Source organism: Nonomuraea fuscirosea (assembly GCF_003001935.1).
GTDB lineage: Bacteria > Actinomycetota > Actinomycetes > Streptosporangiales > Streptosporangiaceae > Nonomuraea > Nonomuraea fuscirosea.
Map to the genome: position 1 here is coordinate 121,977 of NZ_PVNG01000007.1, position 26,599 is coordinate 148,575.

General features: G+C 71.7%; 26 protein-coding genes. 17 read left to right on the forward strand and 9 right to left on the reverse strand.

Annotation, left to right across the window (positions count from 1 at the left end; all coding sequences use genetic code 11):
- Positions 1 to 11: 11 nt before the first annotated feature.
- Positions 12 to 788, forward strand: a complete 777-nt coding sequence (locus B0I32_RS17885; RefSeq protein WP_245955882.1) for a WecB/TagA/CpsF family glycosyltransferase — start codon at positions 12 to 14, stop codon at positions 786 to 788.
- Positions 789 to 801: 13 nt separating this feature from the next.
- Here B0I32_RS17885 and B0I32_RS17890 read toward each other — a convergent pair whose 3' ends face one another.
- The 6 genes from B0I32_RS17890 to B0I32_RS17915 are packed head-to-tail and all read right to left on the reverse strand — an operon-like array spanning position 802 to position 7,237.
- Complete coding sequence (locus B0I32_RS17890) at positions 802 to 1,695, reverse strand: sulfotransferase (protein ID WP_106240471.1); 894 nt, start codon at positions 1,693 to 1,695, stop codon at positions 802 to 804.
- Positions 1,692 to 2,945, reverse strand: coding sequence for a lipopolysaccharide biosynthesis protein (locus tag B0I32_RS17895; protein WP_106240474.1), 1,254 nt, complete (start codon positions 2,943 to 2,945; stop codon positions 1,692 to 1,694). Before B0I32_RS17895 ends, B0I32_RS17890 begins: the two co-directional genes overlap by 4 nt.
- Positions 2,933 to 3,778 carry a sulfotransferase domain-containing protein gene (locus B0I32_RS17900; RefSeq protein ID WP_181307544.1) on the reverse strand — a complete coding sequence of 282 codons (846 nt, stop codon included), beginning with the start codon at positions 3,776 to 3,778 and terminating at the stop codon, positions 2,933 to 2,935. Before B0I32_RS17900 ends, B0I32_RS17895 begins: the two co-directional genes overlap by 13 nt.
- A gap of 5 nt (positions 3,779 to 3,783) precedes the next feature.
- Complete coding sequence (locus tag B0I32_RS17905) at positions 3,784 to 4,680, reverse strand: hypothetical protein (protein ID WP_106240480.1); 897 nt, start codon at positions 4,678 to 4,680, stop codon at positions 3,784 to 3,786.
- Positions 4,677 to 5,942: a hypothetical protein gene (locus tag B0I32_RS17910; RefSeq protein ID WP_106240483.1), complete on the reverse strand. Its 1,266-nt coding sequence runs from the start codon at positions 5,940 to 5,942 to the stop codon at positions 4,677 to 4,679. The genes B0I32_RS17905 and B0I32_RS17910 overlap by 4 nt, the downstream gene beginning before the upstream one ends.
- The gene (locus B0I32_RS17915; protein WP_106240485.1) at positions 5,939 to 7,237 is read right to left on the reverse strand and encodes a Wzz/FepE/Etk N-terminal domain-containing protein; all 1,299 of its coding nucleotides are present in this window, start codon (positions 7,235 to 7,237) and stop codon (positions 5,939 to 5,941) included. The genes B0I32_RS17910 and B0I32_RS17915 overlap by 4 nt, the downstream gene beginning before the upstream one ends.
- Before the next feature lie 293 nt (positions 7,238 to 7,530).
- Here B0I32_RS17915 and B0I32_RS17920 point away from each other — a divergent pair, with 293 nt between their 5' ends.
- Complete coding sequence (locus tag B0I32_RS17920; protein WP_245955883.1) at positions 7,531 to 8,544, forward strand: glycoside hydrolase family 26 protein; 1,014 nt, start codon at positions 7,531 to 7,533, stop codon at positions 8,542 to 8,544.
- Here B0I32_RS17920 and B0I32_RS17925 read toward each other — a convergent pair.
- The 3 genes from B0I32_RS17925 to B0I32_RS17935 all read right to left on the reverse strand — a co-directional run bounded on the left by B0I32_RS17925 (position 8,489) and on the right by B0I32_RS17935 (position 11,380).
- Positions 8,489 to 9,379 carry a sulfite exporter TauE/SafE family protein gene (locus B0I32_RS17925; RefSeq protein ID WP_106240488.1) on the reverse strand — a complete coding sequence of 297 codons (891 nt, stop codon included), beginning with the start codon at positions 9,377 to 9,379 and terminating at the stop codon, positions 8,489 to 8,491. The two genes, B0I32_RS17920 and B0I32_RS17925, sit on opposite strands and share 56 nt — an antisense overlap.
- Positions 9,376 to 10,590, reverse strand: a complete 1,215-nt coding sequence (gene cysC / locus B0I32_RS17930) for an adenylyl-sulfate kinase (RefSeq protein ID WP_245955884.1) — start codon at positions 10,588 to 10,590, stop codon at positions 9,376 to 9,378. The genes B0I32_RS17925 and cysC overlap by 4 nt, the downstream gene beginning before the upstream one ends.
- A 70-nt stretch (positions 10,591 to 10,660) precedes the next feature.
- Complete coding sequence (locus B0I32_RS17935) at positions 10,661 to 11,380, reverse strand: methyltransferase domain-containing protein (protein WP_106240493.1); 720 nt, start codon at positions 11,378 to 11,380, stop codon at positions 10,661 to 10,663.
- A 62-nt stretch (positions 11,381 to 11,442) separates the two neighbouring features.
- On the opposite strand from B0I32_RS17935, the gene B0I32_RS17940 reads away from it, so the two are divergent.
- The 15 genes from B0I32_RS17940 to B0I32_RS61695 all read left to right on the forward strand — a co-directional run bounded on the left by B0I32_RS17940 (position 11,443) and on the right by B0I32_RS61695 (position 26,599).
- On the forward strand, positions 11,443 to 11,829 hold the full coding sequence (locus B0I32_RS17940; RefSeq protein ID WP_106240496.1) for a cupin domain-containing protein: 387 nt from the start codon (positions 11,443 to 11,445) through the stop codon (positions 11,827 to 11,829).
- A 94-nt stretch (positions 11,830 to 11,923) separates the two neighbouring features.
- Complete coding sequence (mfd, locus tag B0I32_RS17945; protein WP_106241018.1) at positions 11,924 to 15,412, forward strand: transcription-repair coupling factor; 3,489 nt, start codon at positions 11,924 to 11,926, stop codon at positions 15,410 to 15,412.
- 30 nt (positions 15,413 to 15,442) lie between these two features.
- A complete protein-coding gene (locus tag B0I32_RS17950; RefSeq protein ID WP_106240499.1) occupies positions 15,443 to 16,048 on the forward strand; it encodes a SurA N-terminal domain-containing protein in 606 nt (201 codons plus the stop codon).
- A 2-nt stretch (positions 16,049 to 16,050) separates the two neighbouring features.
- Positions 16,051 to 16,995, forward strand: a complete 945-nt coding sequence (locus B0I32_RS17955) for a nucleoside triphosphate pyrophosphohydrolase (RefSeq protein ID WP_106240500.1) — start codon at positions 16,051 to 16,053, stop codon at positions 16,993 to 16,995.
- A gap of 124 nt (positions 16,996 to 17,119) precedes the next feature.
- Positions 17,120 to 18,397, forward strand: coding sequence for a phosphopyruvate hydratase (eno, locus tag B0I32_RS17960; RefSeq protein ID WP_106240502.1), 1,278 nt, complete (start codon positions 17,120 to 17,122; stop codon positions 18,395 to 18,397).
- A 66-nt stretch (positions 18,398 to 18,463) separates the two neighbouring features.
- Positions 18,464 to 19,051, forward strand: a complete 588-nt coding sequence (locus B0I32_RS17965; RefSeq protein WP_106241020.1) for a septum formation initiator family protein — start codon at positions 18,464 to 18,466, stop codon at positions 19,049 to 19,051.
- 37 nt (positions 19,052 to 19,088) lie between these two features.
- Positions 19,089 to 19,577 (forward strand): DUF501 domain-containing protein, encoded by a 489-nt coding sequence (locus B0I32_RS17970; RefSeq protein WP_106240505.1) that lies wholly within the window; start codon positions 19,089 to 19,091, stop codon positions 19,575 to 19,577.
- On the forward strand, positions 19,568 to 20,515 hold the full coding sequence (locus tag B0I32_RS17975) for a Ppx/GppA phosphatase family protein (RefSeq protein ID WP_106240506.1): 948 nt from the start codon (positions 19,568 to 19,570) through the stop codon (positions 20,513 to 20,515). Before B0I32_RS17970 ends, B0I32_RS17975 begins: the two co-directional genes overlap by 10 nt.
- A gap of 173 nt (positions 20,516 to 20,688) precedes the next feature.
- A complete protein-coding gene (locus B0I32_RS17980) occupies positions 20,689 to 21,882 on the forward strand; it encodes a hypothetical protein (RefSeq protein WP_106240509.1) in 1,194 nt (397 codons plus the stop codon).
- 129 nt (positions 21,883 to 22,011) lie between these two features.
- The gene (locus B0I32_RS17985; RefSeq protein ID WP_106240512.1) at positions 22,012 to 22,338 is read left to right on the forward strand and encodes a PadR family transcriptional regulator; all 327 of its coding nucleotides are present in this window, start codon (positions 22,012 to 22,014) and stop codon (positions 22,336 to 22,338) included.
- Entirely contained in the window at positions 22,335 to 23,261 is a 927-nt protein-coding gene (locus B0I32_RS17990; protein ID WP_106240515.1) for a hypothetical protein, read from the forward strand. The genes B0I32_RS17985 and B0I32_RS17990 overlap by 4 nt, the downstream gene beginning before the upstream one ends.
- An 18-nt stretch (positions 23,262 to 23,279) precedes the next feature.
- Positions 23,280 to 24,074, forward strand: a complete 795-nt coding sequence (locus B0I32_RS17995) for a uracil-DNA glycosylase (RefSeq protein ID WP_106240518.1) — start codon at positions 23,280 to 23,282, stop codon at positions 24,072 to 24,074.
- A 95-nt stretch (positions 24,075 to 24,169) separates the two neighbouring features.
- Positions 24,170 to 25,486 (forward strand): NAD(P)/FAD-dependent oxidoreductase, encoded by a 1,317-nt coding sequence (locus B0I32_RS18000; RefSeq protein WP_106240520.1) that lies wholly within the window; start codon positions 24,170 to 24,172, stop codon positions 25,484 to 25,486.
- Between the two features lie 124 nt (positions 25,487 to 25,610).
- Positions 25,611 to 26,078, forward strand: a complete 468-nt coding sequence (locus tag B0I32_RS18005; RefSeq protein ID WP_245955910.1) for a glycine cleavage system transcriptional repressor — start codon at positions 25,611 to 25,613, stop codon at positions 26,076 to 26,078.
- A gap of 26 nt (positions 26,079 to 26,104) precedes the next feature.
- Positions 26,105 to 26,599, forward strand: coding sequence for a peptide deformylase (locus B0I32_RS61695; protein WP_358397553.1), 495 nt, complete (start codon positions 26,105 to 26,107; stop codon positions 26,597 to 26,599).

Consider the following 26,599-nt stretch of genomic DNA (forward strand, 5'->3'; position numbering starts at 1 on the left):
GTGGCGTCGGGGTGGATGCGTTGACGGAGGCGGAGGTGGTCGAGCGGGTGGCCACGGCGCTGGAGGCCGGCCGGGGCGGGCGGATCGTCACGCCGAACGTGGACATCTGCCGCGCGGCCGCCGCCGATCCGCAGCTGCGGCGGCTGGTGTGCTCCGCCGATCTCGTCGTCCCCGACGGGATGCCGCTGGTGTGGGCCGCCAGGCTGCTGGGCACACCGGTGCCGGAACGGGTCACGGGCGCCGACCTCATCTGGTCGCTCAGCGGGCTCGCCGCCCGGCGCGGCTGGCCCGTCTACCTGCTCGGCGGCCCGCCCGGCGTGGCCAGGAAGGCGGCGGGGGCGCTCAGGCGGCGACACTCCGGGTTACGGGTGTGCGGGGTGGACGCGCCGCCCTACCGCTTCGACGCCACCCCCGAAGGGATCGCCCGCGCCCGCCGCAAGGTGGTCGCCGCCCGGCCCAGGATCGTCTTCGTCGGGCTCGGCTTCCCGCGTCAGGACCGGCTCATCGCCTCCCTGCGGGAGGAGCTGCCGCAGGCGTGGTTCGTGGGCTGCGGGGCGGCCATCGCCTTTGCCGCCGGCAGCGTGGCCAGGGCGCCGGAGTGGCTGCGCCGGATCGGGCTGGAGTGGGCGTTCCGGCTCCTCACCGAGCCGGGGCGGCTGGCGCGCCGCTACCTGATCGACGACCTGCCGTTCGCGGCCGGCCTGCTCGCCGGCTGCCTGAGCACCCGACTCAGAAGCGGTCTCCAGGCGTTGAGACGCCGCCGCCCTGAGCGCCTCAGCTCCCCGTAGCAGTACGGAAGGCTCAGGTGGTCGTGAGGTCGCGGATGCGGGCCGCCTGGTCCGGGGTGAGGCCCCGGGGGCCCGCGGCCAGCGCCTGGCGGGAGTTCATCGGACGGTACGCCGTGCGCGACAGACCCGACCAGGCGAACCCGGAACCCGCGCCGTCGCCCGCCTCGTGGCAGCAGGCCCGGATGATGCGGCGTTCGGCGGCCGGGGTCCAGCGCAGCCCCGCGTACGCGTACAGGCGCCGGAAGCCGGCCGGCGGGTCGGCGGCCAGCGACTCGTACGACGTGAGCAGGACGCCCGGCGTGCGCTCCAGGATCCCCGTGGTCACCCGCCACAGCGCCGCCGCCTTGGCCACCCGGTCCTGGGAGCCGACGAGCGCCCGCAACTCCAGCAGCTCGGGATGGTCGCGGACGAGCAGCGGCTGTTCGAGCAGCTCGTGGAAGTACACCGTCCAGCCCAGCCGCTCCCAGCTGGCCACGAACGACACCGGGTCCCGGACCAGGGCGATCACCCGGCAGCCCAGCCGCCGCGCGAACCACCCGGCGCTCAGCACCGCGAACGGGTCGTCCAGCAGCGCCCGCCGCCCGGCCAGGCGGCCGAGCGTGAACGCGGTGCCGTAACGGAGCAGCCGCGCCAGATCGTACGGAGACCGGTTGGCCCGCAGCTCGGCCAGCCACCGGTAACGCAGGGCCGCGGTGTCGCGGAAGGCGGGCAGCCAGACATCCGCGTTGTCGTCGCAGATGTACTGGAACCGGTGCGTGACCTGGGCGGACAGCACCCCGGGGCAGCGGCCGGGCGGATGCTGGGGGTTGAGCGGCTCGTTGACGTAGACCAGGTCGCCTCCGGCGGCGAGCATCTTGCCCGTCCAGCTCGTCCCGCTGCGTGGCAGCCCCGTCACCAGCACCGTCATGCCGCCGCCCAGCCGCGTACGCGCAGGGCCGCGAGGGTGTGGCGGCCGAAGGGGTGCAGCCCGTAGCGGCGGTGCAGCTGCCACAGGGGGAGCAGGTTCTTCACCAGCACGCCTCCGGACCAGCCCGCCACCGCGCCGAGCGCCCCGTGCGCCGGGACCAGCGTCAGGTCGAGCAGCACGGTGCAGCCGACCGCGGCCAGCAGGTTGAGCAGGCTCGTGCCGGTATGTCCGGCGGCGGTCAGGACGACGTCCACCATCCCGCACGCGGTGGCCACCATCATCGTCCCCGCCAGCACCAGCGCCACCGGCACGGCGGCGCCGTACGAGGGCCCGAACAGCCGCAGCACCCACGGCGCCAGCCCCGCGTAGGCCAGCCACACCGGCCAGGTGAGCAGCACCAGCCAGACGGTGGCCGCCTGGTACAGCTCCCCGGCCCGCTCCCGCTCGCCCTCGGCCAGCGCCCTGACCAGCCCGGTCTGCACCGCCTGCGCCAGCCCCTGGTTGGCCAGCTGCCCGACCACCTTGAACCGGGTCGCGGCCGTGTAGACGGCGGCCGAGGCGGGGCCGGCGAGCACGGCCACGATCACGATGTCCACCCGCTGGAACACCGCCTGGATGGCGCCGGCCGCCGACCGGGGCGCGGTGTAGCGCCACAGGTCCCTGAGCGTCCCCGGCAGGTACGCCGTACGCGGCGCCCGCCCGCGCAGCCCGGCCGCCGCCAGCACCAGCGCGGGCAGGTACGGAGCCCCCCACGCCACCGGCAGCCACGTGGCGGCCACCCCCGCCAGCGCGGCCGTGGCCACCAGCACGAGCTGGCAGGCCGGCACCAGCATCCCGTCCAGCAGCACGGTGGGCCGCAGCGAGCCGAACCCCCGGGTGGCGGCCAGCAGCACGTCCACCACCACCATGACGGGCAGCAGCGCCGCCAGCGGCCCGATGCGCGGGTACAGCACGACCGCCGCGCCCGCCGCCACCAGCACGCAGGGCACGAGCGCCGCCCTGAGGTAGCCGGAGATGCCGCGATAGCCGTACGTCCGCGCCCGCGCGATGAAGTAGATGAGCCCGTTGCCCGCGTCCAGCTTGGCGACGCCCGCCACCATGAGCGCCAGCGCGGTCGCGGTGAAGAACCCGCCCGCCTCGGCCGCCGGGTACGCCCTGGTCACCACCACCACGAGGACGAACTGGGCGAGCGCGCTGAACGCCGCCGCGCTGACCCCGGCCAGCCCTCTGCGGAAGGTCACCGCCGCCACGAGGGCTCACCGCCCAGCCAGCGCGTCAGCCGCGCGTCGTACGGCTCGAAGTGCTCGCGCAGCGACCTGGCCAGCTCCTTCGGCACCCGGCGCGGCAGCGGCCGCCCGTTGTGCCGTTCGAACGCGGGATAACCCACGTGCGGCACCCGCAGGAACTCCAGCACCCGATCGTAGGTCGCCTCGGGATCGGTGAAGAAGCGGTGGCTGTCGAGCACCAGGATGCGCTGGTGCCCGATCAGCGGCTCCAGCCGGTCGAGCTGGTCGGCGTAGCGGCCCCTGGCCAGGTAGGCGTGGTGGCGGTGGGAGTGGTGCAGCGCGTGCGGCGACTCCCTGAGCAGGTCGTCGGCCCCCTCCAGGCGCTCGGGCTCCAGCTCCAGGGCCCGCTCGAAGTGCGACTCCGTCTCGAAGCCCCTGGCCAGCTCGTGGGCGTGGGCGGAGCAGGCCCGTTCGACCGGGTCGCGGACCAGCACGATCAGCTTGACGCCGGGCAGGTCGGCGGCGATGCGCGCACCGGCCAGCGGGTGGAACAGGTAATAGGGGGAGGACTCGTAGGCGTGCGCGCGGCTGCCGTACCGGTGGCCGAGCAGGGCCGCGCTCATCCGAAGCGGGAAGTGCGACTGGTACCAGTTCAGGCCCTGCCCGTAGCCGACGTCGAAGTAGTGCACCCCCTTGCGCAGCACCGGCTTGAGCAGCAGCGGATGCTGGGCCAGGGCCCGGTAGAGCGACGTGGTGCCGCACCGCTGCGCGCCCGTGATCAGGAACGACGGCAGCAGCCGGGCCCCTGAGGTGAACCGGCCGGTGGCCAGTGACAGTGACAGCACCGATCGCTTCATGGTCTTCACGTGAGCAGCTCCTCGTGGTCGACGGCCGGGTTGAGCCAGGACTCCGGCGGCCCGAGCGGGGTGTGACCGTCGGCGGCGTGCCGGTCGGCCAGGGCGATGAGGTAACGCATGGCGGTCTGCTTGGCCGCCGCGGCGGCCAGTCCAAGAGGCGCGAGCGTCCGTACGGAACGGGCCACGCACGCGCGGGCCGCGACCGGCGGCGCCATCCTGCGCAGCGCCCGCTGGAAGAAGTGGTGCACGGCGTCGAAGCCGTAGGGGACGCCGATCTCGTACCGCTCCCAGTCCCACACCAGCAGCCGCCCGTCGGGGGAGGTGCCGAGGTTCCACGGGGAGAAGTCGCCGTGCCAGGCCGGGCGGGTGCCGCCGGTGCCGGCGATCTCCTCGACCGCGTCCAGCAGCAGCCGTTCCGGGACCCGGCCGCGCCGCACCGGCAGCGGCGACAGGGCCAGCACCGACAGGCCGCGCCAGTCGCCGTGGTGCAGCACGGCGGGGACGGCCACGATGTCGAGGGCCAGCCCGTTCAGCCGGCGCAGCGCCGCCGCCTCGGCCGTGACCAGCGCGCGGGCCCGCGTGCTGTCGCCGATCTTGACGAACGCGATCCGCCGCCCGCCTGAGCGGGCCTCCAGCACGGGCTTGCGGTTGGCCCGCAGCGCGGGACGCACGTGCAGCACGGTCTCCACCGGCCGCTCGAACACCTCGCTCAGGTACGTGGCGATCGAGTCCTCGACCGGCACGGCGATCTGCGCCCCCACGTGCCACCAGCGGCGCGGCGCCAGCCTGCGCGGCACGCGGGCGTGCGGCAGCAGCGTGTACGCCCGCGGCGACCCGCCCCCCGGATACAGCAGCCGCACGGTCTCCTCCAGATAGCCGAGGCGGACGGCGGAGTCGTTCATGAGTTCCTCCACAGGAGGGCGAACGAGATGAGATACAGGCTGAGCGGCGTGACCAGGCCGTCGTAGACGAACATGTAGAGCAGCACCAGCCCCATCACGAGCACCCCGGCCAGCCCGACGGGGCTGCGGTCGCGCCAGTGCCGGCGGATCGCCCCCAGGAAGAACGCCACGTAGAGGGCCGCCCCCGTGAACCCCTGCGTGATGATCAGCAGCCAGAGTTGCCCGTCGCTGCCGAGCGGCGGATGCCCGCAGGTGTCGCACCAGCCGGTCTTGCCCGTGGTGATCGAGCGGTGGTTGCCCATCGCGTTGCGGGTGTTGCCGTAGCCGATGACGGGCGAGTGTCCGGCGGCGGTGAGCGTCGAGGTGACCGTGAAGGCGCGGATGTCGTTGGAGTGGGGCCGGTCCAGCCGCTGCGTGACCAGGGTGGCCAGCGGGCTGAGCGTGAACGCCAGCGCCGCCGCCAGCACGGCCCCGCAGAGCGCGATCCTGGTCCGCCCGCCGACCCGGACGATCACGTACAGCACGGCCAGGCCGAGCCCGATCCACAGGCCGCGGTTGAGCGAGTACACGACGGGGATGGCGGCCAGGGCCAGCACCACCGCGACGAACACCCGGTGCCGCGTCCTGCCGTGCACCCACCAGCCGACCACGAACCAGACCAGCAGCACCGAGGCGTTGCTGCCCCAGGCGTTGGCCCACTCGTACGGCGCCTCCGGCCTGGGCGAGGCGAAGCCGAGCACCTTCTGCGTCTGGGCCGCGGTGGGATGGATGAGGTTGCGGACGAACGAGTTGCCGCTGATCCACTCGGGCAGCACCAGCTCCAGCGGCGAGGTGAAGGAGAAGGCGGGGAAGAACACGCCGAGCAGCCCGCCCGCGACCGTGGTGACGAACAGCACGCCCAGCAGGCGGACCAGGCGCAGCTGCGGCAGCTCCCGCTCGGTGAGGTTGCCCAGGTAGAGCACCATGATCAGGACCGAGCAGTAGAGCGCCAGGCGCATGCCGTAGCCGACGATCCGGCCGGCTCCGAGCTCGCCGTACGTGCCCGGCGGCGTCTCGGCCAGCATCAGCGCGCTGATCAGGTAGCCGGCCAGCAGCAGCGCCCACAGCCCGAACCCGCGCGGCACCCTGATCGGGCGGCGCCGCCACAGCAGCACCGCCATGGGCCCGGCCAGCACGATCACCGACAGCCCGCCGAACCCGAGCGCCCACCAGATCGGGTAGCCCACCAGCAGCGCCGCGATGGGCCACGCGGCCGCCGTCACGTCGGATGACCCGGCCGCCGCGGGTGGTGGAGGGCCTGCATGGGGGTGGTCTCGGCCGCCGTCCCCGGCTCCAGTTCGCCGGTCGCGACGAGCTTGCCGAGCGGGGTGTGCGGGCGCGGCTCCAGCAGGGGTACGAACGACGGCACCGCGTCGGTGGCCGTCACCACGCCGATGACGGGCACGTCGTGCCGGGCGAGCCGGGCGACGGCGGCGGTGACCTCGCCGGCCTTCACCAGGCCGAGGCCCACCAGCAGGACGGCGGCGTCGGCCCTGGCCAGGTCGCGCACGTCGGAGCCGTCGAGCACGATCAGCGGCGCGCTGACCGACAGCGGCTCGGCCAGGGCGGAGGCGTACAGGTCGGTGGGCAGCGCCTTGACCAGCAGCCGCTTGCCCGGGCACGCGGAGACCACGGCGCCGGCCAGCTCGTGCAGCACGCCGTGCTCACGCGGGCTCGACAGGTCGCTGAGCACGGGCAGGCCGGTGAGTCGTTCGACGTCGGCGGGGGTGCGCAGCCGCTTGTCGAGGCGGTCGCGGGCGTAGGCGGCGGCCGAGCCGATCAGCAGCCCGGCCATCAGCCCGGTGCCGAGGTGCAGCGGCAGGCTGGGGGAGCTGGGCGCGGCGGGCGGCACGGCCTGGCTGATGACGGAGCCGGGGGTGACGGCGACGGTCCTGAGCGCGTCGTACTTGAGCGCCAGGTTGGCCGCCTGCCGGTTGAGCACGCCCTGGCGCTGCGCGGCGATGGCGTGCTCCGCGCCGCCCTTGGGCAGGGCGCCGAGCTGCTTGATCACCGTGTCGATGCCGGCGTTGACCTGCTTGAGCTTGCTCAGCACCGCTTCCTGCTGCTCGGCCATGGAGGTCAGCGCGCTCTCGCGCCGGTTGGCGAGGTAGGCCCGCGCGTACGCCGTCGACCGCTCGGCCGCGGCGGTGGGGTCGGCGGAGGTGACCGAGATCCACAGCACCGCCGAGTTGGGCGGCACGGCGACCTCGGCCGGTTCGAGCACGTCGGCGCCCAGGCCCAGCTCTCTGGCCGCCCTGGCGGCGACCACGGCCGACTGCGCGACCTGGGCCTCGGTGTCGAGGTTGAGCGCCTCGCGCTGGCGGCTGGTCACCTGGTTGGCCTGCTCCTGCGGGCCGACCGGCATGACCAGCACCTGCGTGGTGGCGGTGTAGGCGGGCGGCACGAGCCGCATGAGCGCGAGGCCCGCGGTGCCGCCGACCACCACGCAGCCCACCAGGAGCAGCCACCGCCTGCGCAGCAGCGACAGATGCTCGTCCAGGTCGGTGCCGGAGCTCATGAGCGCCCACTATAGGCGGGCCGGTAATCGGCCCGGCTGAATACTCAAGATTTTCTCCGGAAAGGCCATATAGAAGCCTCCCGATAAATGGAAATATCGGGAAATTTGGACCGTCACCTGGGGGCTATGAACTGGAGAGACTTCCACACTGGCTGAAGTTCCAGGAATGACATGGCAAGGTTCAGGTGTGACAGGCGGGGGTCGTTCGACGAAGGGGTTGGAAGGCTTTGCAGCTACGGGGAATTTCGCGAAACGCAACATTCCGCGGCGTCATTCTGGCCGCGGTCGCGGCATTGACCGCCTGCTCCAGCGCCGAGGGCTCACGCGCGGTGCCGCCGGCCGGGGCGCCCGCGGTGAAGGAGGCGGGCTCGCCCGCCTGCACCGCCACCTCCAGGCTGATCCCGTCGTGCGGCGCGTGGTGGGGGATGGCCCCGGAGGTGTTCACCGGCGCGCCGGTGGAGCAGGCGCTGCACGGGGCCGAGTCGCGCATGGGCGTGGCCGCCGACGTGCTGCACGTCTACCACCGGGGCAGCGAGCTGTTCCCCACCCCGGCCGAGGTGCGGCTGGCCCGCGACCCGGCCAGGCCCCGGCTGCTCATGATCAACTGGAAGCCGTCGCTCGACCGCACCTGGGCCGAGATCGCCGGCGGGGCCCTCGACGGCCGGATCGACCGGCTGGCCGCCCACCTGCGGCGCACCTTCCCCGAGCGGTTCTTCCTCACCCTGCACCACGAGCCCGAGAACGACGTCGACCCGTCGTCCGGCTCGGGCATGCAGGCCACCGACTACGCCGCCATGTTCCGCCACGTCGTGCTGCGGCTGCGGGCCGGGGGAGTCAGGAACGCCGTCGTCGTCATGACGTACATGGGGGCGCCCAACTGGGCGGCCGAGACCTGGTTCGAGGACCTCTACCCCGGTGACGACGTGGTCGACTGGGTGGCGATGGACCCCTACGCCGACGACCGCGTCCAGGACTTCGACGGCCTCGTGAACAAGACCCGCAAGGAATATCCGCAGTGGCCCGGCTTCTACCGGTGGATGCAGGCGCGCTTCCCCGGCAAGCCCGTCATGGTGGCGGAGTGGGGGGTGTTCGAGCGGCCGCGCGACCGGGCGTTCAAGCGAAGATTCTTCGAGTCCGTACGGACCCAGATCAAGCGGTATCCGCAGATCAAGGCCCTGCTCTACTTCGACTCGCCGCAGGCCCCGCGCGGCGACACCAGCTTCGACTCCGACCAGGGGGCCGACAGGGCGTTCAGCGAGCTGGCTCGAGATCCGTACTTCCGCTCGACGCCCGTGCCGCGGCCCTGACCCGCAGCCGCCAGCCGATGACGGTCACCAGCGCCGCCGCCGCCAGCGCCCCGACCGTGAGCGCGTCGTTCGCGCCGAGGAGCTTGAGCGCGGAGGCGAGCAGGACGATCGCCAGCACGGCCCTGATCAGGCCGCCCGGCGCCTGTGAGGAGATCCTGGCGCCCAGGTAGACGCCCGGGATCGAGCCGATGAGCAGCGACACCGTGAGGTCCATCCGGAAGTCGCCGAACAGCAGGTGGCCGAGCGCGGCGGAGACGACCAGCGGCACGGCCTGCACCAGGTCGGTGCCGACGAGCTGGTTGGCCTTGAGCGCCGGGTAGAGCACGAGCAGGGCCACGATGATCAGGGATCCCGAGCCCACCGAGGACACGCCGACGACCACGCCGCCCACCATACCGACCAGTAGGGTCGGAATTGGGCGCACGGAGATCTCGTGCGGGGTCGCGGTGCCGCCGGGCCCGCCGCGGGAGCCGAGCCACGCCTTGATCGCCATGCCCGCCACGGCCAGCAGCAGGGCGACGCCGAGGGCGTACTTGACCGCGTCGGTCACCGCGAACGCCCTGGCCAGGAAGACCCCGCAGAAGGCGGCCGGCACCGAGCCCGCGCACAGCCAGCCGACCAGCCGCAGGTTCACCGTGCCCCGGCGCAGGTGCACGACGCCGCCGACCGGCTTCATCACGGCCGAGGCCACGAGGTCGCTGGAGACCGCGGCCAGCGGCGGGACGTTGAAGAACAGCATCATCATCGGGGTCATCAGGGCCCCGCCGCCCATCCCGGTCAGCCCGACCACGATCGCGACCAGGAACGAGCCCCCGATCAGGGCCCAGTCGATCAACGGATCCACCCTCCGCCCTTGAGGGTGTCGAGCACCCGGGACACGGCCGCCTCGATCGAGATGTGCGTGGTGTCGATCACCAGGTCGGCGTCGTCGGGCTCCTCGTAGGGATCGGAGACACCGGTGAACTCGGGGATGAGACCGGCGCGGGCCTTGGCGTACAGGCCCTTGCGGTCGCGCCGCTCGCACTCCTCCAGCGGCGTGGCGACGTGGACGAGCAGGAAGTCGGCCCCGACCGACTCGACCATCTCGCGCACCTCCTCGCGGGTGTCCGCGTACGGCGCGATCGGGGCGCAGATGGCCAGGCCGCCGTGGCGGGCGGTCTCGGCGGCGACGAAGCCGATGCGGCGGATGTTGAGGTCGCGGTCGGCCTTGGAGAAGGTCAGGCCCTTGGACAGCAGGTGGCGCACCACGTCGCCGTCGAGGTAGGTCACCGTGCGGGTGCCCAGTTCGAGCAGGGAGTCGCGCAGGCCGCGGGCGATCGTGGACTTGCCCGAGCCGGACAGGCCGGTGAAGAAGACCACCAGGCCGCGGCGATGAGGCGGGCCGGGGATGTGCACGGGGTCGGGGCCGGCCAGGTGTTCGGCGGCGCCGTAGGCGGTGGCGACGTGCTCGCGCAGCTCCAGGTCGATCTCGGGCTCGTCGCGCGGCGCGAGGGGGACGGGGACCACGAGCGTGCCGGCGGGCAGGCGCTCCTGGGCGCGCAGGGCGGCGCGGACGAGGGCGGGGCCGGGCTCGCCGTACGCGAGGGGGAGCAGGAGGATCACCGCGTCGAGCTCCTTGGCGGTGTCGGCGATCTCGGAGAGGTCGTCGAGCGGGCCGCGCATGGTGACGGCGAGCGCGGGCCGCCCGCCGAGCTCCTCCCTGACCTGGGCGGGAGTACGCCGCAGGCGCGCGAACGGCCCGTGTTCGGGGGTGCCGAGCCCCTTGATCGGCCCCGAGGTGAGCCCGTCGGGCTCGTGGGCGGTCACGGTCAGCACGGCCAGCGGCAGGCCCTCGGGGTCGAGCAGGGTGACCTCGTCGCCGGGCGAGACGCCGGCGGGCAGGTGCAGGGTGACCGGCGCGGGCCAGCGGGTGCCGTCGGCGAGGGTGCCGCGCTCGTGCACGGTGTGCAGGTCGTCGTGGCCGAGGAACCCGGTCAGCGGCTCGAACGCGCCGGACAGCAGCAGTTCGAGGTCGGCCAGCTCGCGCGGGTCGGGGGTCCACTCCACGGTTCCTACATCCCAACTATTCCGATTGAATTGGTAGGAAAGGAGCATACCGACACATGGCAGTGTGCCGCTAGATGAGCCTGGCGAAGTGGTGCTGGGGCTTTCTGATCACCATCGTGATCTCGTCGTGAGAGGCGGGGTAACGGTTGTGGGTCAGGTGTGACATCAGCGCGACCGCCGCGGCGCCGAGCCGGCGGGAGCGGGCCGGGCCGCTGGTGCCGCGCTCGTCGTCGGTGATCATGAGGCCGCGGCTGAGGCAGAACGCGTGCAGGCCGTCGCTCGACGCCAGCGGCTCGTACACCTTGGGCAGCGGGCCGGGCGTGCCCGGCGGCACCAGAGCCCGCCACAGCAGGCGGCGCAGCCACGAGGGCGTGATCCGGTCGAGCAGGCCGTAGGCCGACCTGCGGTCGCGGACGCGCACCAGCACCAGCCCGCCCGGCCGCAGCGCCAGCAGCAGCCGGTCGAACACCAGCTCCGCGTGCTTGACGCGCTCCAGCAGGAACGACAGCTGGATGACGTCGAAGCCGCGCGGCGGCAGCGGCGCGGAACGCAGGTCGCCGAGCGACCACGCCACCAGGTCGGCCCGCTCGGCCACCACCCTCCTGATCGCCGGATGGTTCTCGTCCACACCCGTCGCCCTCGTCTCGACGTGGTCGAGCACCAGGGGCTCATCGTGCGCGCAGCCGGCGACCAGCACGTCGAGCCGCCTGTCCGGCCGCCCCGCGCAGTGCTCGCGGACCCGTTCACCGAAGAGGTCGCCTCGCTGGGCGACCGATCGCACCTCAGACATGTGACCTACAGTAATCAATCGAGCCGGATCGGTAAGGCATTTCCCTGCTAGCGTCCTGCCCCGTGAGCGATCCCCTCGACGAGCAGACGCGCCATCATGTCTATGTGGGCAACGCCGGTGTGGACGGCGCGCTCGACCGCGGCTGGCTGCTCGGTCACTTCAAACCGCCCGGCGACCCCCGCCACAGTGACGACGTCGAGATCAAGTGGGGCGTGCACCCGCAGGGCGACGAGCGGGCGCGATGGGTCGACGGCGAGGAGCGCACGGCCCTGCTCGTCCTCATCAGCGGCCGGTTCCGGGTGGAGCTGCCGGGCCGCAGCGTGCTGCTGGCCGAGCCGGGCGACTACGTGGTCTGGGGCAAGGGCGTGGACCACTCCTGGCGGGCGGAGGAGCCGTCTACCGTACTGACCGTACGCTGGCCGTCCGTGCCTGGTTATCGGGTCGAGTGAGGTCGGGAGCGGCGAGTAGTCTGGAACGAGACCCCCGCGACCTGACCCGTCCGGGGGTAGTCGTGTTGCCGTCGTGGGGCTGTGGGCGTATCTGATGAGTCTTTCCGGACTACTTGACCTTGTTCGCGCCGACCCGAAACTGACCGCCGCTCTCGAAGAGGGCGGCGACGTCGCGCTGATCGCGCCGTCCGCGCTGCGCCCGTTCGGCGTGGCCGCGCTGGCCGGGCACGACCAGCGAACCGTGCTGGCCGTCACCGCGACCGGGCGGGAGGCGGAAGACCTCGCCGCCGCGCTGACCAGCCTCATCGAGCCGGGCTCCGTGGCGGTGTTCCCGGCCTGGGAGACGCTGCCGCACGAGCGGCTCTCGCCGCGCTCCGACACCGTCGGGCAGCGGCTGGCGGTGCTGCGCAGGCTGGCCCACCCGGTCAAGGGCGACACCGCCGCCGGGCCGCTCAGCGTGATCGTGGCGCCGGTCAGGGCATTGCTGCAGCCGATCGTGCAGGGCCTCGGCGACCTTGAGCCCATCAGGCTGCGCGCCGGTGACGACGCCGACCTCGACGAGGTCGTCGCCAACCTGGTCACCAACGGTTACCACCGCGTGGACATGGTGGAGAAGCGCGGCGAGGTGGCCGTGCGCGGCGGGCTGCTCGACGTGTTCCCGCCGACCGAGGAGCATCCGCTGCGGCTGGAGTTCTGGGGCGACACGGTGGAGGAGATCCGCTGGTTCAAGGTGGCCGACCAGCGCTCCCTCGAAGCGGCCGAGGACGGCCTGTTCGCGCCGCCCTGCCGCGAGCTGCTGCTGAACGACGAGGTCAGGGAGCGGGCGCGCGCGCTGGCCGAGGAGCATCCGGCGCTGGCCGAGGTGCTCGACCAGCTCGCCGACGGCACGCCGGTCGAGGGCATGGAGGCGTTCGCGCCCGTGCTGGCCGGCGAGATGGACCTGCTGCTCGACCACCTGCCGGCCAGGTCGGCCGTGTTCGTCTGCGACCCCGAGCGGATCAGGGGCCGGGCGGAGGAGCTCGTCCGCACCTCGCAGGAGTTCCTCGAAGCCTCCTGGATCAACGCCGCGGCCGGCGGCGAGGCGCCCATCGACCTCGGCGCGGCCGCGTTCCGCTCGCTGGAGGAGATCCGTGACCACGCCGACGCGCTCGGGCAGCCGTGGTGGACGATCGCGCCCTTCGGCAACGGCGTCGAGCTGGACGCCCACGACTCCGAGGCCTACCGCGGCGACACCGCCAAGGCGCTGGCCGACATCAAGGGCTGGCTGGCCGAGGACAAGGCCGTCGTGCTGCTCAGCGAGGGCCACGGGCCGGCCGAGCGCATGGTCGAGCTGCTCAAGGGCGTGGACGTGCCCGCCAGGCTGCACCAGTTCCTGGACAAGGCGCCCGAGGCGAAGGTCGTCCACGTCTCGACCGGCCTGATCGAGCACGGCTTCATCACCCCCGGCCTGGCCGTGCTCACCCACCTCGACCTGGTCGGTCAGAAGGCCTCCACCAAGGACATGCGCCGGCTGCCCTCGCGCCGCCGCAACATGGTGGACCCGCTGCAGCTCAAGGTCGGCGACCACGTGGTGCACGAGCAGCACGGCGTCGGCCGCTACGTCGAGATGGTGCAGCGCACGGTGCAGGGCGCCACCCGCGAATACCTCGTCATCGAGTACGCCAAGGGCGACCGGCTCTACGTGCCGACCGACCAGCTCGACGAGGTCACCCGCTACGTCGGCGGCGAGGCGCCCACGCTCAACCGCATGGGCGGCGCCGACTGGGCCAAGGCCAAGTCCCGCGCCAAGAAGGCGGTCAAGGAGATCGCCGGCGAGCTGATCAGGCTCTACTCCGCCCGCATGGCCTCGCCGGGACACGCGTTCGGCACGGACACGCCCTGGCAGCGCGAGATGGAGGACGCCTTCCCCTACGCCGAGACCGGCGACCAGCTCGAAGCCATCGACGAGGTCAAGCGCGACATGGAGCGCGGCGTCCCGATGGACCGGCTGATCTGCGGCGACGTCGGCTACGGCAAGACCGAGATCGCGGTGCGGGCGGCGTTCAAGGCGGTGCAGGACGGCAAGCAGGTCGCGGTGCTGGTGCCCACGACGCTGCTGGTGCAGCAGCACATGTCCACCTTCGCCGAGCGCTTCTCCAGCTTTCCCGTCGCGATCAGGGCGGTCTCCAGGTTCCAGACCGACGGCGAGGTCAAGGGCACGCTCGAAGGGCTGCGCTCGGGCGCGGTCGACGTCGTGATCGGCACCCACCGGCTGCTCAGCCCCGAGGTCAGGTTCAAGGACCTCGGGCTGATCATCATCGACGAGGAGCAGCGGTTCGGCGTCGAGCACAAGGAGGCCATGAAGCACCTGCGCACGCAGGTCGACGTTCTGGCCATGTCCGCCACGCCGATCCCGCGCACGCTGGAGATGGGCTTGACCGGCATCCGCGAGATGTCCACCATCCTCACGCCGCCCGAGGAGCGGCATCCGATCCTCACGTTCGTGGGGCCGTACGAGGAGAAGCAGATCGGGGCCGCGATCCGGCGCGAGCTGATGCGCGACGGGCAGATCTTCTTCGTGCACAACCGGGTCGCCTCGATCAACCGGGTGGCCGCACGGCTGCGCGAGCTGGTGCCCGAGGCGCGGATCGCGGTCGCGCACGGGCAGATGAACGAGCACCAGCTCGAAAAGATCATGGTCGGTTTCTGGGAACGCGAGTACGACCTGCTCGTCTCCACCACGATCGTCGAGTCCGGGCTCGACGTGCCCAACGCCAACACGCTGATCGTGGACCGGGCCGACAACTACGGCCTGTCGCAGCTGCACCAGCTGCGCGGGCGCGTCGGACGGGGCAGGGAGCGCGGCTACGCCTACTTCCTCTACCCGCCGGAGAAGCCGCTGACCGAGACCGCCCACGAGCGGCTGGCCACGATCTCGCAGCACACCGAGATGGGCGCCGGCATGTACGTCGCCATGAAGGACCTGGAGATCCGCGGCGCCGGCAACGTGCTGGGCGCCGAGCAGTCCGGCTTCATCGCGGGCGTGGGCTTCGACCTGTACGTCCGGCTCATGGCCGAGGCCGTGCAGGAGCAGAAGGCCAAGCTGACCGGCGCCGAGGTGCAGGAGGAGCAGCACGACGTCAAGGTCGAGCTGCCGATCAACGCCCACATCCCGCACGACTACGTGACCTCCGAGCGGCTGCGGCTGGAGGCGTACAAGCGGATCGCGGCCATCGTCACCCCGGCCAACATCGGCGAGGTGCGCGACGAGCTGACCGACCGCTACGGCAAGCCGCCGGCGGAGGTGGAGAACCTGCTGGAGGTGGCCGGGTTCCGGATCAGGGCGCGCGCGGCCGGGCTCACCGACGTCACGCTGCAGGGCCAGAACATCAAGTTCGGACCCGCCAGGCTGCGCGAGTCGCAGCAGGTCCGGCTCGACCGGCTGTACAAGAAGGCGATATACAAGCAGGCGGCGGAGACGCTGCTGGTGCCCGTGCCCAAGACCAAGCCGCTGGGCGGGCAGCCCCTACGCGACCTCGACCTGCTCAAATGGTGCGGCGATCTGGTCGAGGCGATGTTCCTCGAGCCCGCCCGGGTAAGCTAGCGGCGGTTTTCGGGTCGGAAAGGGACGTACGTGAAGTCGATACGAGTGGCTGTGACCGCCGCGGCGGTGGTCGTCGGACTGACCGCCTGCTCCTCGCCCATGCACGCGGGCGCCGCGGCCGTGGTGGGAAACGAGCGCATCTCGACGAGCGAGCTGAGCGCTGACACGCGGGCCTACCTGGCCGCGCTGAAGCAGAACCAGCTCGACGAGCAGGCGCTGGGCGTGCCGGCCACTCAGGTCGTGCTGCAGCGCCTGGTCAACGTGAGCATCTCCAGGCAGCTCATGGCGCGCTACAACGTGCGGGTGAGCGAGACCGAGATCGACGCCGCGCTCAAGGACCCGGGCCAGTTCGAGTCCCCGCAGATCAACCTGCTGGCCAACGGCGTCTCGCCCAACGACGCCCGCGACTACGGGCGGGTCATGGTCGGCCTGTCGAAGCTGCAGCAGCAGTTCGGCGGCGAGTCCGGGCAGCAGAAGCTGAGCCAGGAGTTCGCCTCCATCAAGCCGGTCTTCAACCCCCGTTACGGCGCGCTCAACCCGCAGCGCTCGCAGCAGAACCCGGCGCTGTTCCTCGACACCGGCAGATTCGGCAAGCAGACGTCCGATCAGGCGCAGCAGCAGCAGCCGCAGGGCTGACCGTGCCGCTGATCGTCGTCACCACCTCGCCCAGGGTCGCGCCGGGCCTGCTGAGCCACCAGGCCTGGCAGGCGCTGCGCTCGGGCCCGGTGCTCACCGGCTCCGCCGCCCACCCGCAGCTGCCCTACTTGGCCGAGGCCGGGATCGAGGCCGAGGTCGTCGAGCCCGACCCGCCCGCGCTGGCGCGGCGCGCGGTCACCGAGACCGTGCTGTGGCTGGCGCCGGTGTCCGAGCGCGAGGCCGAGGACTTCATGCGGGGCGTGGGGCACGCGGCCGTCGCGCTCGACGAGCCGCCGGTGATCGAGGTCGTGCCGGGGTCGTACGACCTGCCGGGGGCGCGGGTGCTCGACCTGGTGGGCGTGATGGACCGGCTGCGTACCGAGTGCCCGTGGGATCGTAGGCAGACGCACGAGACGCTGGTCCCGTACCTGCTCGAAGAGGCCTACGAGGTGCTGGAGACCATCGAGCAGGGCGACCACGCGGCGCTCCGCGAGGAGCTGGGCGACCTGCTGCTGCAGGTGGTCTTCCACGCGCGGGTGGCCGAGAGCTTCGACGTCGACGACGTGGCCGCCGGGATCGTCGAGAAGCTCGTCCGCCGCCATCCCCACGTCTTCGGCTCGGTGCGGGCCGAGAGCGCCGACGAGGTCAACGCCAACTGGGACGCCATCAAGGCGGCCGAGCGGGCCGCCAAGGGGCGCGAGTCGGTGCTCGAAGGGGTGCCGATGGGGCAGCCGGCGCTGTCGCTGGCCGCCCAGCTGCTGCGCAGGGCCGAGCGGGCGGGCGCGCCCGAGTCGCTCGCCGCCGCGGTCGGGCAGGGGGTCGCGCGCGAGCTGTTCGACCTGGTACGGCGGGCCGCCGAGGCCGGGCTGGACGCCGAGGCCGAGCTGCGCGGCGCGGCGCGGTCGTACCGGGAACGGGTCCGCACCTGGGAGTCGGCGGGCGGCTGAAGCGCGTCCGCGCGTGGGCGTCGGCGGGCGGCTGAAGCGGCTCCGCGCGTGGGCGTCGGCGGGCGACTGACCCGTACCGATAGGCTCTGACGGCATATCACCTTTCGATTTAGGAGCGCATCCCGTGGCTACCATCGAGGTCGTATACGCGCGCGAGATCCTCGACTCCCGGGGCAACCCCACGGTCGAGGTCGAGGTCGTGCTCGACGACGGCAGCAGCGGCCGCGCGGCCGTCCCGAGCGGCGCGTCGACCGGCCAGTTCGAGGCGGTCGAGCTGCGTGACGGCGGCAAGCGTTACGGCGGCAAGGGCGTGGAGAAGGCCGTCCTCGCCGTGACCGACGAGATCTTCGAGGAGATCAACGGCGTCGAGGCCGAGGACCAGCGCATCATCGACCAGATCATGATCGACCTGGACCGCACGCCCAACAAGGCCAAGCTGGGCGCCAACGCCATCCTGGGCGTCTCCCTGGCCGTGGCCAAGGCCGCCGCCGACAGCGCCGACCTGCCGCTCTTCCGCTACGTGGGCGGGCCCAACGCGCACGTGCTGCCCGTGCCGATGATGAACATCCTCAACGGCGGCGCCCACGCCGACACCAACGTGGACATCCAGGAGTTCATGATCGCGCCGATCGGGGCGGAGTCGTTCCGTGAGGCCGTGCGCGTGGGCACCGAGGTCTACCACGCGCTCAAGGGCGTGCTGAAGGAGAAGGGCTACGCCACCGGCCTGGGCGACGAGGGCGGCTTCGCGCCCAACCTGCCGTCCAACCGCGACGCGCTCGACCTGATCCTCGTCGCGATCGAGCGGGCCGGCTACGTGCCGGGCGAGGACGTCGCGCTGGCGCTCGACGTGGCCGCCTCCGAGTTCCACAAGGACGGCGTCTACACGATCGACGGCAAGGGCCTGTCGGCGCAGGAGCTCATCGAGTTCTACGCCGACCTGGTCGCCAACTACCCGCTGGTGTCGATCGAGGACCCGCTCGACGAGGAGGACTGGGCGGGCTGGAAGGCCATCACCGAGGCCCTCGGCGACAAGGTCCAGCTCGTCGGCGACGACCTGTTCGTGACCAACCCCGAGCGGCTTGAGCGCGGCATCAAGGACGGCACCGCCAACGCCCTGCTGGTCAAGGTCAACCAGATCGGCACGCTGTCGGAGACCCTCGACGCGGTAGACCTGGCCCACCGCAGCGGTTACCGCTGCATGATGAGCCACCGTTCCGGCGAGACCGAGGACACGACGATCGCCGACCTCGCCGTCGCGGTCAACTGCGGCCAGATCAAGACCGGCGCCCCCGCCCGCTCCGACCGGGTGGCGAAGTACAACCAGCTGCTGCGCATTGAGGAGCTCCTCGATGACGCCGCCCGCTACGCGGGTCGCGCGGCGTTCCCGCGTTTTCGGCGCTAGTTTCGAGTACGGCTCGCGGCGCCCCTGACCCGGCCGCGAGCCGCACTTGAGGGGGTGTGCAGCAACTTGGCGAAGAGACCGCAGCTGACCGGGCGGGCCGCGATCCTGGCCGTCGTGGTGTGCGCGATCGCGATGAGCCTGGCCTACCCGGTGCGCGAGTACATCAGCCTGCGCCGCAGCATCTCCGAGCTGCGGGCGGAGAAGGCCAGGGTCGAGGCGGAGAAGCAGGCCCTGCTGGCCCGTGACCGGCAGAGCGACGACCCCAACTGGATCAAGAAGACGGCCAAGGAACGGCTCCACTACTGCGGGCCAGGCGAGAAGTGCTACGTGGTGATGGAGCCCGACCAGGGCAGGCAGCAGGCGGCGGTGAAGCAGCCCGCGGTGGTGCCGCCGTGGTACGAGACGCTGTGGGAGTCGGTGGAGGCCGCCGACAAGGGCACGGGGCGCAGGGCCGTGACGGACCCGTCCTCGGGGCCGTCCGAGGGGCCGGCGCGGGAGTCCGACGAGGCACCCGCCAAGCAGCCCACCAAGCAGCCCTCGAAACAGCCTGCCAAGCAGCCGACCGGGCAGCCGTCGAAACAGCCCACGAAACAGCCCACCGGGCAGCCCACCGGCCCGGCCATCGGACAGCCCACCCAGCAGCCGGCCGGATGAGCCCGCCGGACGAATCCCGCGACACGGAAGGAACGCGTTGGACAGTAAGGACGTCGAGGTCGTCGAGAAGCAGCTCGGGCGCCCGCCGAGAGGGCTGCGCGAGGTCGCGCACCGCTGCCCGTGCGGCAACCCCGACGTGGTGGAGACCGCGCCGCGGCTGCCCGACGGCTCGCCCTTCCCGACCCTCTACTACCTGACCTGCCCCAAGGCCGCCTCGGCCATCGGCACGCTGGAGGGCTCCGGCCTGATGCGGGAGATGCAGGCCAGGCTGGCCACCGAGCCCGAGCTGGCCGAGTCCTACCGGGCGGCGCACGACGACTACGTGGCCAGGCGCGACCGGGCGGCCGAGGCGGAGGGCCTGGCCCCTCTTCCGCGCGACATGCAGAGCACGGGCGGGATGCCGGAGCGGGTCAAGTGCCTGCACGCGCTGGTGGCGCACGAGCTGGCGGTGCCCGGGGCCAACCCGTTCGGCAGGGAGGCGCTGGACGCGCTGCCCGACTGGTGGAGTGAGGGACCATGCGTGTAGCCGCCGTCGACTGCGGCACCAACTCCGTCCGCCTGCTCATCGCCGACGTCGGCGACGACGAGCTGGCCGACGTCGAGCGGCTGATGGAGATCGTCCGCCTCGGCCAGGGCGTGGACAGGACGGGACGGCTGGCTCCCGAGGCGCTCGACCGTACGTTCGCGGCCATGCGCGGCTACCAGGAGCTGATCCAGCGCCACGGCGCCACCGCGACGCGCGTGGTGGCGACGAGCGCGACGCGGGACGCGGCCAACCGGCAGGAGTTCGTGGACGGCGTCCGCAAGATCTTCGGGGTGGAGCCCGAAGTGGTGACGGGGGCGGAGGAGGCCGAGCTGTCGTTCACCGGAGCGACGAGGGGGCTGCTGCGCCTGTCGCCCGAGACGGAGCTGCCGCAGGGCCCGCTGCCTCCGTACCTCGTGGTGGACATCGGCGGCGGCTCCACGGAGTTCGTGGTCGGCTCGGGGCACGCCGAGTCGGCGCTGTCGGTGGACATCGGCTGCGTCCGCCTGACCGAGCGCCACCTGCGCGAGGCCGGCGACCCGCCCGCGGCGCCGGCCCTGGAGGCCGTGGTGGCCGACATCGAGGCCGCGCTCGACCGGGTGGAGGCGGAGGTGCCGGTCAGGCGGGCGCACACGCTCGTCGGCCTGGCGGGCTCGGTGACCACGGTGGCGGGCATCGCGCTCGGCCTGCCGGCCTACGACTCCGAGCGGATCCACCACTCGCGCCTGTCCGCCGAGCAGGTGCACGACGTGACGCGGCGGCTGCTCGCGATGACCCATGGTGAGCGCGCGGAGATTCCGGTGATGCATCCGGGAAGAGTCGACGTGATTGGCGCGGGCGCGCTCATTCTTGACCGGATCGTCCGTCGTTTCGCGTTTGCGCAGGTGGTCGTCAGTGAACACGACATCCTGGATGGAATCGCCTGGTCTCTTGCGACATAGCTGAAGAAATCCGGACATTCCTGATTCACGGTCACTGTTGAGTGTGTGATCAGTATTGTGCTTCAGTAAAGGGGCATTACGGGGGCTTTGTCATATCGCTGTGCGCGGAAGGCGCCGGCGTGACGACCGTTCCCGAGCGCGTCTCTTCCCCCAAAGGAATGGAGCACTCTCACATGATGTCTGTCGGGTTAGCACGTAAGGCCGCGGCGTTCGGCGCTTCGGCCGCGATGCTGGCCGGCCTGGCCGCGGGTCTCGTCGCAAGTCCGGCGCAGGCCGCTACCACCGCCACGGCCTCGGCCGCGGGCAAGGCGGCGGCCAAGCCCGCCTCGAAGCTCAGGGTCTCGGTCTCCACGCCGAAGGCCTCTCCCCGTGCTCACGACGGTTCCTGCCCGGTCAAGGTCGACTTCTCGGCCAGGATCAGGGTGCCGGTCAAGGGCAAGACCGTGCTGGCCTACCGCTGGCTGCACGGTGACGGCTCCAAGAGCAAGGTCAAGGTGGTCCGGCTCAAGGGCAAGGGCACCAAGACGGTGACGGTCAAGCAGTCCATCACCTTCAAGGAGGACGTGAAGGGCTGGGAGGCCGTACAGGTCCTCGGTCCGAAGAAGTTCACCTCGAAGAAGGGCCGCTTCGCCGTCTCGTGCGAGCAGCCCCGGGACGACGACAAGGTGCGCACGCACCTCGACCGGACGGTCTCGGCCACCGCGTGGGCGAGCCCGAGCCGGTACGTCGGCCCCTGCACCCCCGGTGACAAGATCGACTTCGTCGGCCGCATCGAGACCAGCCGCCCGACCTGGGTGCGTTACCGCTGGGTGCTCAACGGTGACGTGGTCGACTCCGGCAAGATCAAGGTGCGCGACTCGCGCCGGGTCGGCTTCGGCATCTCGCCGCGCCACAGCGGTGACGGCTACGCCCAGCTGCAGGTCCTTGGTCGCGACGGCGCCTACTCCAACCGGGCCTACTACAAGGTCTGGTGCAAGGACTCGGCTCCCGATCACCCCAAGCCGGTGACCAAGGTGTCCGCCGGTGCCACCGTGGTCAACGTCAACTGCACGGTCAACGCCTCCGCGGTCGTCACCTCGACCGGCGCGGGACGGGTCGGCTACGTGTGGAAGCTGAACGGCAGCGTGGTGACCAGCGGCGACACCTACTTCGGTCGTAACGGCGGGTCGAAGTCGATCTCCGGCTTCTCCTCCCCGCTGAGCGGCGACGCCCGCAAGGGCGGCACGGTGACGCTGTCGATCAGCGGCCCGAACAACCGCGACCACGTCGTCAAGTCCTACAGCGCGTGCGCGTTCGCGGCGCCGACGTCGACTCCCACGCCGACGCCGACGCCGACGCATACTCCGAAGCCGACGACTCCCGCGTAGTCGTCGTCAGGATCCGACATCGGGCGCCGTGCGCGCCTGAGCGTTCGCCCGGGAACCGGGTGGCCCCTCTCCGGTGCCACCCGGTTCTCTTGTTGCCACTACCGCGCTTTGCACAGTAGTGTGCATCGCGTGGACAGCAGCCAACTGCTCAAGGGCGTGCTCGACCTGGCCGTTCTGGCCGTGCTCAAAGAACGTGACGGTTACGGCTACGACGTCGTGCGCCGGCTCAGGGAGGCCGGGCTCGACGAGGTGGGCGACGCCTCGGTCTACGGCACGCTGCGCCGCCTGTTCAAGGCGGGCGCCCTGACCTCATACGTGGTGGCCTCCGACGAGGGGCCGCACCGCAAGTACTACGGGCTCAACGACGTCGGCAGGCAGATGTACGCCACCTCGGCCAAGACCTGGGGCTCCTTCTCGGCCACGATGGCAGCCCTGCTCAAGGAGGAGCGATCATGACCCCCGAACAGTACGCGCAGGCCGTACGCGAGGCCCTGGCGGACCATCCCGAGCGGGACGAACTGCTCGAAGACCTCGACGACCACCTGGGCGAGATCGCGGCGGAGTCGGACCTGCCGCTGGAGGAGCGCCTCGGCCCGCCCGGGGTCTACGCGGAGGAGCTGGCGGCCGCGTACGGGGATCGCCCTGAGAGCGGCGGAAACCGCCGCACGGCCGCGCGCGCGTGGGGACGCAGGGTCGGAGCCCTGCTCCGGGTCTCTGCGCCCTACAGCGGCTTCAGGGCCTTCCTGCCTGAGCTGCGGCCCGGCTGGTGGGTGCTGCGCGGCTACCTGCTGGCCATGGTCGTCGTCTCCTTCGCGGCGCAGGTGCGCCTGGTCCCGATGAACCCGGGCGACTGGGCCGTCGTGCTGGCGGGGATCTTCGTCTCGGTCTGGTTCGGGCGCAGGGCCGGGAGCCGGGTGGTCGTGCTGCTCGCCGTGGCCGCGAACGCGGTGGCCGCGCTGGCGTTGTTCGCGGGCATGGTGGAGGCGGGGGGTCTCACGACGCCCGTGCCCAGCGAGTCGGTCGCCACCGCCGGCCGGGGTGAGCCGGTCTACATGCGGCAGGCCTCCTCCGACGGCGTCTACAACCTGCGGCCGTACGCCAAGGACGGCACCCCGCTGACCGACGTCTACCTCTACGACCAGGACGGCAACCCGTTCACGACCAGGCCGGAGGACTACGGCTACCAGGTGGACAGGTCGTGCGGCGACCCGGTGCTCAACCGCTACCCGCTGCCCCTGATCGACGGTGACGCGGCCATGGAGCAGGAGCCGGGCATGGACGCGCCCAAGGCTCCTGCGTGCGGATCGGTCACCCCATCGGCGGCCCCATCGTCCGCGCCCACGGTCAGCCCGACGCCCGCGCGAACGAAGGGCGACTGATCGGGCACCATCGATGCCATGACCTTCGTACCTCCAGGCACCGGCTGGCCCGACGACCCCGCGACCGCCGACACCCCCGTGGCGCTCGATCCGGCGGACGTGCGCCGCCTGGCCGCCGGGTCCGGCACCCTCGCCGAGCTCACGGCCGCGCAGTCGGTCTGCCGCGCGTGTCCCCGCCTGGTGGAGTGGCGCGAGGAGGTCGCGCGGGTGAAGCGGCGCGCGTTCGCGGACGAGACGTACTGGGGCCGTCCCGTTCCCGGATGGGGCGACGAGCGGCCGGGGATCCTGCTGGTCGGCCTGGCGCCGGCCGCCCACGGGGGCAACAGGACTGGGCGGATCTTCACCGGTGACAGGAGCGGCGACTGGCTGTTCGCCTCCCTCCACCGCACCGGGCTGGCCGCGCAGGAGACCAGCACGTACGCGGGCGACGGCCAGCGCCTCATCGGCACCCGCGTGGTGGCCTCCGTGCGCTGCGCGCCGCCCGCGAACAAGCCGGCCCCGGAGGAGAAGGCCGCCTGCTTCCCGTGGATGGCCAGGGAGGTCGAGCTGGTCGCCCCGCACGTGAAGGTGATCGTGGCGCTCGGCGGGTACGCCTGGCAGGCCATGTGGCCGGCGCTCAAGGCCGCGGGTTACGAGCTGCCGCGCGCCCGCCCGCCGTTCGGCCACGGGGTGGAGCACGAGATCCGGCACGACGGGCGCCCCGTCACCCTGATCGGCTGCTACCACCCGAGCCAGCAGAACACCTTCACCGGCCGCGTCACCGCCCAGATGCTGGACGACGTCTTCGAAAGGGCCAGGTCACTGGCTGTGTGACGCGTCCCACCACGCCTGGATTGGATTCGCGGGGAGCCGCTGGCATATGCTTGTGAATGCTTTCACAAGCACTCCACGAGGGATGGGGCCTCAGGATGAACAAGCACATTTTGATCGTCGGCGGCGGGTACGTCGGCCTCTACACGGCGCTGCGGCTGCAGCGCAAACTCCACCGCGAGCTGCGCGGCGGAGAAGTCCGCATCACCGTCATCGACCCCCAGTCCTACATGACCTACCAGCCGTTCCTCCCCGAGGCCGCCGCGGGCAACCTGTCGCCGCGCCACATGGTGGCGCCGCTGCGGCGCATCCTGCCCAAGGTGCACATCCTCAACGGAACGGTGACCAAGGTCGACCACGCGGAGCGCACGGTCACCTTCCAGCCGGCCGAGGGCGAGCCGCGCCAGGTGGCCTACGACGTGATCGTGATGGCCGCCGGCTCGATCTCCCGCACGCTGCCCATCCCCGGGCTCACCGACATCGGCATCGGCTTCAAGACCGTGGGCGAGGCCATCGCGCTGCGCAACCGCGTGCTGCACCTGCTCGACGTGGCGGAGTCGACCACCGACCCCGAGGTCAGGCGAAGGGCGCTGACGTTCGTGGTGGTCGGAGCCGGGTTCGCCGGCGTGGAGGCGCTGGCCGAGCTGGAGGACATGGCCAAGGACTCCACCCGCTACTACCGCAACATCACGCCCGCGGACATCCGCTGGGTGCTCGTCGAGGCCACCGAGCGGGTGCTGCCCGAGGTCGGTCCCGAGATGGGCAAGTGGACCCTTGAGCAGCTGCGCGAGCGCGGCATCGACGTCAAGCTCGGCACCCGCCTCGAGTCCTGCGAGGACGGTCACGTGGTGCTGTCGGACGGCTCGCGGTTCGACGCCGAGACGCTGGTGTGGACCGCCGGCGTCAAGCCCAGCCCCGTGGTCAACGACAGCGACCTGCCGCTCGACGAGCGCGGCCGGCTCAAGGCCACCGCCATGCTCACCGTGGCGGGCACGCCGGACGCCTTCACGGCGGGCGACGCCGCCGGGGTGCCGGACGTGACCAACCCCGGCCAGTACTGCGCCCCCAACGCCCAGCACGCGGTCCGCCAGGCCAAGGTGCTGGCCGACAACGTCGTCCGTCACCTTCGCGGGCAGGAACTGGTCGAATACCGCCACAAGTACGTCGGATCGGTGGCCGGTCTGGGCCTGCATCAGGGCGTCGCCAATGTCTATGGCGTCAAGCTTCGCGGATTCCCTGCGTGGTTCATGCACCGGACCTACCATCTGTCGCGGGTGCCGACGCTGAACCGCAAGGTCCGTGTCGTCGTCGATTGGACCCTGGCCCTGTTCTTCAAGCGAGAGACGATCTCACTGGGTGAGATGGAGCACCCGCGCGAGGGCTTCAGGGCCGCGGTGGCGACGACTCACCGCTAGCCCAGGTACGGCAGCGCCCCGGCGATCATCGCCGGGGCGTTTTTCGGCACCCCTGGCGCAAGCGGAAGGGGTACCACGGGTGAGTCTTTCAGCGGTCACCGTGCTCGGCGTTGACCGGCCGGGCGTGATCGCCGCAGTAACAGGTTCTCTCGCAGACTGCGGGTTGAACATCCGGGACTCGACCATGACGCTGCTCGGCGGCCACATCGCGATGATGCTGCTGGTGGCGGGCGAGCTGGACTCCGCCGAGTTGCTGAAACGTCTGGGGACGCCTGACCTGGTGATCAGCACCTCGGCGGTGGAGGCCCGCCGGCACTTCTGCGACGAGGGCGGAGGGCTCGGCTACGTGCTGACCGTGCACGGTCCCGACCGGCCGGGCATCATCTCGGCCATCAGCGCCGTGCTGGCCGACGACGGCGGCAACATCACGGGCATGAGCTCCAGGCTCAGCGGACGCCTGTACGTGCTCATCGCCGACGTCGAGCTGCCCAAGGACGTGGACGTGGCGGCGCTCATGCGCCGGCTGGCGGCCACGGGGGCGAGCCTCGACTCCGACATCACCTTCAGACCCGTAGAACCGGAACTGCTGTGACAGGGCCGGGAGGAACGGTGCGCGCGGTGCTCGGCGCCCCGCACCCCCTCCTGTCCGCCGTGGCGGAACCGGTGGACCCGACCGAGCCCACGGTCGTGTCCGCCGCGGAGGACCTCCTGGCCACCCTGCGCGCGGAACGGGGGACGGCGGGGCTGGCCGCCCCCCAGATCGGCCTGAGCCTGCGCCTGATCGCCTTTGACGCCGGTCGCCACCCTAGAAGCCGGTCCTGGGCCGGAGAGCTCGTCCTGGCCAATCCACGGCTCGCGCGCGCGGCCCACTGGGACGAGGGCCGGGAGGGGTGCGCGTCCGTCGAGGGGCTCACGGCCGACGTCCGCCGTGCGACGCGTATCACCGTACATGGGCATTTGCCAGGCAGCGGCGAGGCGGTCACCATCGAAGCGGATGCGTTCGAAGCTCGTTGCATTCAGCACCAACTGGACCATCTAGACGGTCTACTCTTCTTGGACAGAGTCCCTGGAGCGCTATCACTTCACCGCAGACTTCACAGTTGTGGCGCCTGA

Bases quoted from the DNA above. Each gene is read 5' to 3' on its own strand.
- B0I32_RS17890 (WP_106240471.1), bottom strand. From the start codon at position 1,695: ATGACGGTGCTGGTGACGGGGCTGCCACGCAGCGGGACGAGCTGGACG.
- B0I32_RS17900 (WP_181307544.1), bottom strand. From the start codon at position 3,778: ATGAAGCGATCGGTGCTGTCACTGTCACTGGCCACCGGCCGGTTCACC.
- B0I32_RS17905 (WP_106240480.1), bottom strand. From the start codon at position 4,680: ATGAACGACTCCGCCGTCCGCCTCGGCTATCTGGAGGAGACCGTGCGG.
- B0I32_RS17915 (WP_106240485.1), bottom strand. From the start codon at position 7,237: ATGAGCTCCGGCACCGACCTGGACGAGCATCTGTCGCTGCTGCGCAGG.
- B0I32_RS17935 (WP_106240493.1), bottom strand. From the start codon at position 11,380: ATGTCTGAGGTGCGATCGGTCGCCCAGCGAGGCGACCTCTTCGGTGAA.
- mfd (WP_106241018.1), top strand. From the start codon at position 11,924: ATGAGTCTTTCCGGACTACTTGACCTTGTTCGCGCCGACCCGAAACTG.
- B0I32_RS17975 (WP_106240506.1), top strand. From the start codon at position 19,568: ATGCGTGTAGCCGCCGTCGACTGCGGCACCAACTCCGTCCGCCTGCTC.
- B0I32_RS17980 (WP_106240509.1), top strand. From the start codon at position 20,689: ATGATGTCTGTCGGGTTAGCACGTAAGGCCGCGGCGTTCGGCGCTTCG.
- B0I32_RS17990 (WP_106240515.1), top strand. From the start codon at position 22,335: ATGACCCCCGAACAGTACGCGCAGGCCGTACGCGAGGCCCTGGCGGAC.
- B0I32_RS17995 (WP_106240518.1), top strand. From the start codon at position 23,280: ATGACCTTCGTACCTCCAGGCACCGGCTGGCCCGACGACCCCGCGACC.
- B0I32_RS18000 (WP_106240520.1), top strand. From the start codon at position 24,170: ATGAACAAGCACATTTTGATCGTCGGCGGCGGGTACGTCGGCCTCTAC.